Below are 8236 nucleotides of genomic sequence, written 5' to 3' on the forward strand. Positions count from 1 at the left end.
GCCCCAATCCCCAAGGAGAACACCATGTCGTCAACCGCATCTATTGCGGCGGACCAGTCCCCTGTGCCCGCGGACACCGCGGGGGCAGGCGGCGGCTGGCAGGTCGCGGGGCTTCCCGGCGCGCTCTGTGTCGCGGCCCTTCTGGTTATCTCAGTCTTCGAGATCGTCTCGCGCTACGGGTTCAACGCGCCCACCTTCTGGGCGACCGAGATCTCGACCTATTTTGGCGTGGCGGCGGTGTTCCTGTCGCTGGCCTATGCCGAAGTGCGGGGGGAACACGTCCGCGTCGAGGCGTTTTTGGAGCAGCTGTCCGAGGCCCGGCGGGCCCCGGTTCTGCGATTGGCCAACTGGCTGGGTGTGGTGTTCATCGCCTTTTGCACGGTTGAGATGACGCGGTATCTGGTAGCGGATTACACCGCCGGGACGCGCAATTGGGGATTGTTGTCGACGCTTCTGTGGATCCCGCAGGTGCCGGTTGTTCTCGGGCTGGCTGGGTTCACCGCGATCCTATCGTGGCGTGCGACACAGGGGGCAGGACAGCAGGCCATGGCGGTTTTGATCGTCGCGGTTTCTGCCGTGGCGGGGTATTACGCAGGCCGAAAGGGGATGACGGTTGCCGGGCACATGGTGCCGTGGAGCCTGCTGATCGTCACCGGCGCGGCTTCGATTTCAGCCGCGATCACAACCGGCTTGCGCAGCGGGGCACTGCTGGCCAGCGTGCTGGGCCTTGCATGTGCCGCGATGATGCTGGCGGCCGGGGGCGGGCAGACTGGCGCGGCTATCGTGATCCTGATCTTCGTGTTCGCTTTCCTCGCCATGGGGATGCAGGTTGCCGTGGCGCTTGGCCTTGTCGGCGCGCTTGGCTTGATCTTTCTGCCGCCGATCCCGCAGGCGGTTGTTGTGGCCGAACGCGTTTGGAACGGCGTTAATTCCTTTACCTACACTGCCGTGCCGATGTTCGTCCTTATGGGCAGCCTTCTGATGCGCGCGGGCATTTCGCGCAGCCTGTTCGACGGGCTGGTCGTCTGGATGGGGCGGATTCCGGGGGGGCTGGCCCAGGCCACGCTGACGGCCAGCGGGTTGTTCGCGGCGCTCTCTGGCTCGTCCATCGCCACCGCAGCCACGATCGGCAAGGCGGCGGGACAGGAGATGCTGGATCGCGGTTACAAGCCGTCGCTGGCGCTTGGCTCCATCGCCGGGGGCGGGACGCTTGGGATCCTGATTCCGCCCAGTGTGCCCATGATCATCTTTGCGGCCATGGTCGGTGTGTCCGTGACCAAGCTGTTCGTTGCGGGCATCGTGCCGGGCTTGATGGTGCTGGCCAGCATGATGGCGGCGGTCTGGATCTGGTGTCTTCTGAAACCCGAGGCAGGCCATATCGGCCGCGCTTACTCCCTGGCCGAAAAAGCCCGCGCTTTTGTTCAGTTTGGCCCGTTCCTAGCGCTGATCGTGATCGTCATCGCATCGCTCTATTTCGGGATCGTCACCGCGACCGAAGCAGGCGCACTTGGGGCTGCCCTTGCGCTGATCCTTGCAGGTTTCTCCGGCAAGCTGTCGTTTGACATGGTCCGTGGCGCGCTGTTGGAAACGGCCGCGTTGACCGGTGGCATTCTGTTCATCGTGATCGGTGCCGGGATGCTCAGCTGGCTGGTCGATTACCTGCGCATCGCCACAATGATGGTCGAGGCGGTCGAGGGCAGCGGCATGTCCATCGTGTCGATCTTGCTGATGCTGATGGTCGTATACCTGATCCTCGGGATGTTCATCGACCCGATTTCCATGATGCTGATGACGGTGACGATCACCTACCCCATCGTCCTGCACGCCGGTTATGACGCACTGTGGTTCGGTATCGCCCTGATGATGATGATCGAGGTCGGACTGATCACGCCACCAGTCGGCATCATCCTCTTCGTGCTGCGCGGATTGTTCCCGCAGGCTTCGTTCCGCGAGATCTCACTGGGGTCTCTCGTCTTTGTCGGCGTCATCCTCACGAATGTCGTCCTGATCGCCGTGTTCCCGCAGATCGTCTCCTGGCTACCGGGCCTGATGAACTGATCGAAACCAAATAAGGGAGGAGGAATTCCCATGCCAAATATTGATCTACCCCCGCAGATCGCCGTCCGAGTCGCCGATCTGACCGCCACCTTCTCGGCCCCCAATGCCTGTGCAACGCAGCAGCTCTGCGACCGGCATCCGGCGGACCGCGTGGCCTATCGCATTATCGGCGGCGGCGCGCCGGTCGACCTGACCTTCGGGGCGCTGAAGGCCCGTTCCGAACGACTGGCCAGCGGGCTGTCCAAACTGGGTTACGGCCCCGGTGACCGGATCGCGACGCTGATGTCCAAGGGCGAGGATTACCTTGTCACGCTGCTGGCCGTCTGGCGGCTGGGGGCGGTCTACGTGCCGTTGTTCACCGCCTTTGCGCGCGGCGCCATCGAAATGCGGCTGGAGGCGAGCGGCGCCCGGCTGGTAATCTGCGATGCGGCGCAGCGGTCCAAGTTGGGCGGTCTGGCCCTGCCCGAACTAAAGGTTGGTCAGTTCGGGAAGGCAGGAGCCGACCTGTCCATGCAGAACATCGAGGCCAGCGGGGACGATGCCTTTCCCGCCCATGCCGCGGGCGGCGATGGCGCGGTGATCGAGGTCTATACCTCGGGCACGACCGGCAAGCCCAAGGGCGTCGTTGTGCCTCTGCGCGCCTGGGCCGGGTTCCAGGCTTATGGTGAATTCGGCCTTGGCCTGACGCACGGGGACGTTTTCTGGAACGCCGCTGATCCGGGCTGGGCCTATGGGCTCTATTTCGGGGTGATTGCGTCGCTGACAAACGGCGTGACCGCGATCATGCACACCGAAAAGTTCACCCCCGAAGGCACCTTGGCAGTGTTGCGGGATCAGGGGGTCACGAACTTTACCGCCGCGCCGACGGTCTACCGCAGCCTCAAGGCGCATGGGGTCGGGCCGGAGCCGATCCGACTCAAAAACGCCTCCAGCGCCGGAGAGCCGTTGACACCGGATGTGAACGAATGGGCTCCAAAGACGCTCGGGGTCGAGGTGCATGACCACTTTGGCCAGACCGAGGCCGGAATGCTGGTGAATAACCATCACCACCCCGATCTGAAGCGTCCGATCAAGCCGGGGTCGATGGGCCAATCGCTGCCCGGCTGGGACATGACGGTGGTCGACCCCGACACACACGAAGAGCTTGGCCCCGATCAGCCCGGCCTACTGGCGGCGCGCCTTTCGGAAAGCCCATTTGCGTGGTTTTCAGGCTATCGCAGCGCCCCCGAGAAGAACGTTGAGCGGCTAACGCCTTGTGGCCGCTGGTATCTGACTGGCGATCTGGCGCAATATGATGCCGAAGGGTCTTTCCGTTTTTCATCGCGGGATGACGACGTGATCATCATGGCGGGCTATCGGATCGGGCCGTTCGACATCGAATCCGTGATCTCGACCCACCCGGCCGTGCGCGAGGTTGCCGTGGTTGCGGTGCCGGACGAAATCCGGGGCGAAGTTCTGGAAGCCGTCGTCGTGCTGAACGCGGACTTCACAGCGTCCGACGACCTGTCGGATGAGATCAAGCAGAAGGTCCGCACGGACTATGCCACCTATGCCTATCCGCGCCGGGTGCATTACCGCGAAGACCTGCCCAAGACACCCTCGGGCAAGATCCAGCGCTTCTTGATCCGTCAGGATCTGCGCCGTGCGCTCGAGGTGTCGGAATGACGATGCGGGGTTATTCAGGAATTGTGACCGGGGCCGCCTCCGGCCTCGGCCGAGCTACCGCCGAACGGCTGGCGGCAGAAGGCGCGCAGTTGGTGCTAATGGATATGAACGCCGAGGGTCTGGAGAGGGTCCGCGCCACGCTTCCCGGCACCCATGTAGCGGCCGTTGCTGACATCCGCGATCCTGATCAGGTGCGCGCGGCGGTGGATGCGGGTGCCAAGGCCTTTGGTGCCCTGCGGTTTGTGGTTAACTGTGCCGGCATCCCGTCTGCGGCCAAGACCGTGTCGCGAGGCGTCGCGCATGACCTGGACCTCTGGAATCGCGTCATCGGCATCAACCTGACCGGATCGTTCAACGTGCTGCGTCTGGCGGTAGAGAAGATGGTTGACAACGACCCGGATCCCGATGGCCAGCGTGGGGTGATCGTCAACACCAGCTCCATCGCAGCGTTTGACGGGCTCAAGGGGCAGGCCGCCTATACTGCCAGCAAGGCAGCGATTGCGGGCATGACCTTGCCGATCGCGCGGGATCTGGCCGATTACGGCATCCGGTGCCTGGCCATCGCACCTGGCGTGTTCGAGACCGAATTGACTGCCAGCGTGCCTGAGAAGGGCCGCGAAGCGATGGAGCGCAACTTCCTTTTCCCGCGCCGCACCGGTCATCCGGCTGAATTCGCCGACATGGTGCTGACGCTGATCACGAACCCCTACCTGAATGGCGAATGCGTCCGCATCGATGGCGGCACGCGCTTTGCCCCATAGGCCACCGGAGACCTAATAATGACCCAAGATGTCTATATCCTCGGCACCGCCAGAACCCCGATAGGGGGCCTGTTGGGCGAATTGTCGGGCCTCAGTGCCACCGAACTGGGGGCGCATTCCGCCCGTGCGACGGTCGAGCGCTCCGGCCTGAGCCCCGAGGCGGTCGAGCAGTGTTTCATGGGCTGTGTCCTACCCGCAGGGTTGGGGCAGGCCCCGGCACGACAGGTCGCCCTGTCCGCGGGCCTGCCCCGGTCGACGCAGGCCACAACAGTGAACAAGATGTGCGGATCGGGCATGCAGGCTGCGATTCTGGCGCACGACCGGATCAAGGCGGGCGGCGCGTCGGTCATTCTTGCAGGTGGGATGGAAAGCATGTCCAACGCCCCGCATCTGTTGCCGCGCCAACGGCAGGGGATCAAGTTCGGCAACGGGACGATCATCGATTCCATGTCCCGTGACGGTCTGGAAGATGCCTATGAACCCGGCGCGTTGATGGGCCAGTTTGCGGATCGTTCCTCGGTCGCACATCAGGTCAGCCGCGAAGAACTGGACGATTTTGCCATTATGTCGCTGGAACGCGCCATGGCCGGGGCCTCAAGCGACGAAATCGCCGAGGTCGAGGTCACCTCGCGCCGTGGGGTGCAGGTCGTGAGCACCGACCAACAGCCCCGCAATGCGGATATCGCCAAGATCCCGCAGTTGAAGCCGGCCTTTGGCCCAGAGGGGCGCACAACGGCGGCCAATGCGTCGTCGATCTCGGATGGGGCGTCGACCATGATCCTTGCGGCGGCCGAAGCCGTTCCAGCGCACGCGCCCCGCGTGCGCATTCTGGGACATGGCTGCTATGCCGCTGATCCCGACCAGTTCTGTTCCGCGCCGGGCTTTGCCATGGCGGACCTGCTGTCGCGGATCGGATGGGGGGCAGAGGATGTCGACCTCTACGAGGTGAACGAAGCCTTTGCCGTGGTCCCCATCCTTGCCGCGCGCCACATCGGTGTTTCGCTGGACAAGGTGAACATCCGCGGCGGTGCCTGCGCCCTTGGTCACCCAATCGGGGCCAGCGGGGCGCGTATTGTGACGACTCTCGTCAACGCCTTGATCGCACGCGGTGGCGGGCGGGGCATAGCCTCGATCTGCCTCGGCGGCGGAGAGGCGTTGGCCATGGCACTGGAGGTGACCGGATGACACAGACCCAAGCACAGGAAAAAGCACACGCCCTGACCCGGATCTGCCGGGTCGAAGACGGGATCGCCTGGATCACCATGGACCGTCCCGACAAGGCCAATGCCGTCAGCACCGCCCTGCTGGGCGATATCCTTGAAGCACTGGATGCGGCCGAGGGAACACCCAGTGTCAACGCAGTGGTCTTCTCGGGCGAGGGGCGGCATTTCTGTGCCGGCGCTGACCTGTCCGAATTTCTAGCCGAAGGCCCGTCGGCCTTTCGCCGCCTTCTGAACGCCTTCCGCGAGGTTTGCACCCGTTTCGAACACTCGCCCCTGCCGATAATCGCCATGGCGCAGGGGGCCACACGGGCCGGTGGTCTTGAGCTGATGCTCTGCTGTGATGCTGTGGTCGCGGATGAAGGCGCCACAATCGGCGACGCGCATATGTTGCGCAACCTGCTGCCGGGGGGCGGCAACAGCGTCCGCCTGCCGCGCAGCATCGGGCATCAACGCGCCAAGTGGATGATCCTATCGGGCCAGTCGATCTCGGCAAAGCAGGCGCAGGACTGGGGGATCGTGACCCAATGTGTGCCGCAGGGCGACCTGCGCTCAGAAACCCTCAGCGTGGTGGCTGAAATGACCGTGGGGCATCGCGATACCATCGCCCGCGCGAAATCGCTGCTGGTCGCTGCGGACACGCTTGGATTTGAAGAGGCGCTGGAGAACGAGATCGTGCAGCTCGAGCAGCATTCCACAAGCCAGGCTCTGAGAAAAAGCTTGGCCGGGTTCCTCGGCACCTGACTTGGGGCGGTGCGCTGGCGGCCAGCTTCCGGTGCGCCAACGCGCCTTGTAACCTCAAGGCGAAACGCAGCTAACCGGACGCCTTTCCGACAACCGCGCGCACACAGAAGTCGGCGATCGCCTCGACCTGGACCAGTTGCTCAGCCGCAGTGATATCGTTGACCCGGGCAATCGGGCCAACCAATGCCTCGAACAAAGACCCAACAATGCAAGCGGCTGACACTTGCGCGGGTTGATCCACAAAGGCCCCTTCGTGAATGCCCCGGTCAATCACTGTCTCGAATACGCGCATCAGTTTCTGGCGATATCGCAGCCGCTCGACCTCAATCTCGCTTTCGACGGGTTCGGCGACAAGCGCATACCCCATCCGGCGCCCCCGGATCGCCCGGCTGCCGAAGGTGTAGGCGCACCGACGCAGGATTTCCTTGGCAGGCTCGTCCCCCATGGCGATGCCGGCCACGACATCGACCTCATGCTGGGATACATGCGCGACGACTTTGACCAGCAGGTCTGTGCGCGACTTGTAATTGCGATACAGCGTCCCTTGGGCAAGCCCGGCGCGTTCGGCAATTGTGCTGACCTGTGCGTCACGAAAACCCACCTCGGACACGAGTTCTATTGCGGCCGCCAAGAGCCGCGCTTTCTTGTCATGCTGCGGAAAGGCAACCATTCCCGGCGTGTCAGTCAGTAAAGCTGGCGCAGATGCCGGCAGTTCAGGAGCAACCCCGGAGTGCATCGCCTCATGCTCAAGATACCAATTTTCAGCAAAGCGGCGTGCTTCATCAAGATTTTCGGTCTTTGTGCTTGCCCGCTCGCTCACACCACCAAAACTGCCCTGACATTGCCAGTAGCGACTGTTTGCTCTGCGGTACAGGTTTACCCTGCCTCCGACCGCCTCGTGTTTTTCACTTTTCATGGTATCCAAGTCCTGCCGTGTGAAAAATTTATAATCAAAAATCAGTGTTTTCACAATGTTCTTCAAATTCAGATGTCCAAGGCTGCAATGGCGGTGCGGGACTTAACGCAAATTGGGCCATTTCGACCTTTGGCACCCGGTTGGAGCTGTTTGTTCGCGAGAGTTGCGGCAAAATTCCGGACCGCAAAGGCGCGTGTGGTATGAGGTCGCCCGACTGCATCGCCAAGACATTTGATCTGCATCATGCCGCAAGCCGTCATTTCCCTGTCGAAAAGTTTCTCTATTTGTTTAGCGCGGCTCGGGCCGGTTACAGCGCAAGTCAACCAATTGGACGGCTGCAGTCGATCGGTTACCCTCTCATGCAAAATGGTGTTTATGGGGCGATCTCTGGACCAGAAGCCCCGCTAAGAACTCGGTCGAAAATTGCCGGGCAACTGCTGGGAATGGCCATAGCTGATTTCAGTGTCGATCAGCTGTAGGTTGACTTGCAAGGCCAAGCTCAATGTCCAATTTTAGGCTGAGGACCTGTAGCGCGTTCGTGCAAGCGGCGAATGGCAGCTTCCCGCCCTCTGTGTCGATGACGTCAAGGTGGGCAGGGATCACGATGACCGGCAGAAAAGGGCTGGGAGCGGTCGAGCGTCATGCTGTGCCTGGGCGTCAGCAAAGCGCAGGAAGCGGTCGCTGCAAAGTTGCGAACCGTGATCGGCCTTGATGCCACGACCGGCCCAAACCGGCCTTTCGCTATGCAGTTGTCTTGCCGCAGTGCAGCTAGGCAAAGCGGATGGGGTGGATAGCTCCTGCTCCACCCGGCGTCGCAATGCGCCATACTGCAGTTGTCTATCACTGCTAGGAAAGGAGCTACCCAATGCAAG

At 62.5% G+C, this 8236-nt stretch carries 7 protein-coding genes; 6 read left to right on the forward strand and 1 reads right to left on the reverse strand.

Going from position 1 to position 8236, the window contains the following annotated elements; all coding sequences use genetic code 11:
- Positions 1-24: 24 nt before the first annotated feature.
- The 5 genes from CHB75_RS19615 to CHB75_RS19635 are packed head-to-tail and all read left to right on the forward strand — an operon-like array spanning position 25 to position 6448.
- Positions 25-2058 (forward strand): TRAP transporter large permease subunit, encoded by a 2034-nt coding sequence (locus CHB75_RS19615; RefSeq protein ID WP_089273639.1) that lies wholly within the window; start codon positions 25-27, stop codon positions 2056-2058.
- 30 nt (positions 2059-2088) lie between these two features.
- Complete coding sequence (locus CHB75_RS19620; RefSeq protein ID WP_089273641.1) at positions 2089-3723, forward strand: AMP-binding protein; 1635 nt, start codon at positions 2089-2091, stop codon at positions 3721-3723.
- Positions 3720-4484 carry an SDR family NAD(P)-dependent oxidoreductase gene (locus CHB75_RS19625; RefSeq protein WP_089273643.1) on the forward strand — a complete coding sequence of 255 codons (765 nt, stop codon included), beginning with the start codon at positions 3720-3722 and terminating at the stop codon, positions 4482-4484. Before CHB75_RS19620 ends, CHB75_RS19625 begins: the two co-directional genes overlap by 4 nt.
- 18 nt (positions 4485-4502) lie before the next feature.
- Positions 4503-5669, forward strand: coding sequence for a thiolase family protein (locus CHB75_RS19630; RefSeq protein WP_089273645.1), 1167 nt, complete (start codon positions 4503-4505; stop codon positions 5667-5669).
- Positions 5666-6448 carry an enoyl-CoA hydratase/isomerase family protein gene (locus CHB75_RS19635; RefSeq protein WP_089273647.1) on the forward strand — a complete coding sequence of 261 codons (783 nt, stop codon included), beginning with the start codon at positions 5666-5668 and terminating at the stop codon, positions 6446-6448. Before CHB75_RS19630 ends, CHB75_RS19635 begins: the two co-directional genes overlap by 4 nt.
- Positions 6449-6518: 70 nt before the next feature.
- Here the strand turns inward: CHB75_RS19635 and CHB75_RS19640 are convergent, their stop codons facing one another.
- Positions 6519-7430, reverse strand: coding sequence for a TetR/AcrR family transcriptional regulator (locus CHB75_RS19640; RefSeq protein ID WP_217898812.1), 912 nt, complete (start codon positions 7428-7430; stop codon positions 6519-6521).
- A 134-nt stretch (positions 7431-7564) separates the two neighbouring features.
- Between CHB75_RS19640 and CHB75_RS19645 the strand changes: the two genes are divergently transcribed.
- Positions 7565-7843 (forward strand): hypothetical protein, encoded by a 279-nt coding sequence (locus tag CHB75_RS19645; RefSeq protein ID WP_089273649.1) that lies wholly within the window; start codon positions 7565-7567, stop codon positions 7841-7843.
- Positions 7844-8236 lie beyond the last annotated feature (393 nt).

This window comes from Puniceibacterium sediminis (assembly GCF_900188035.1).
Taxonomy (GTDB): domain Bacteria; phylum Pseudomonadota; class Alphaproteobacteria; order Rhodobacterales; family Rhodobacteraceae; genus Puniceibacterium; species Puniceibacterium sediminis.

Excerpts from the sequence above, each read along its gene's own strand:
- CHB75_RS19615 (WP_089273639.1), top strand. The coding sequence starts at position 25 with ATGTCGTCAACCGCATCTATTGCGGCGGACCAGTCCCCTGTGCCCGCG.
- CHB75_RS19620 (WP_089273641.1), top strand. The coding sequence starts at position 2,089 with ATGCCAAATATTGATCTACCCCCGCAGATCGCCGTCCGAGTCGCCGAT.
- CHB75_RS19625 (WP_089273643.1), top strand. The coding sequence starts at position 3,720 with ATGACGATGCGGGGTTATTCAGGAATTGTGACCGGGGCCGCCTCCGGC.
- CHB75_RS19630 (WP_089273645.1), top strand. The coding sequence starts at position 4,503 with ATGACCCAAGATGTCTATATCCTCGGCACCGCCAGAACCCCGATAGGG.
- CHB75_RS19635 (WP_089273647.1), top strand. The coding sequence starts at position 5,666 with ATGACACAGACCCAAGCACAGGAAAAAGCACACGCCCTGACCCGGATC.
- CHB75_RS19645 (WP_089273649.1), top strand. The coding sequence starts at position 7,565 with ATGAGGTCGCCCGACTGCATCGCCAAGACATTTGATCTGCATCATGCC.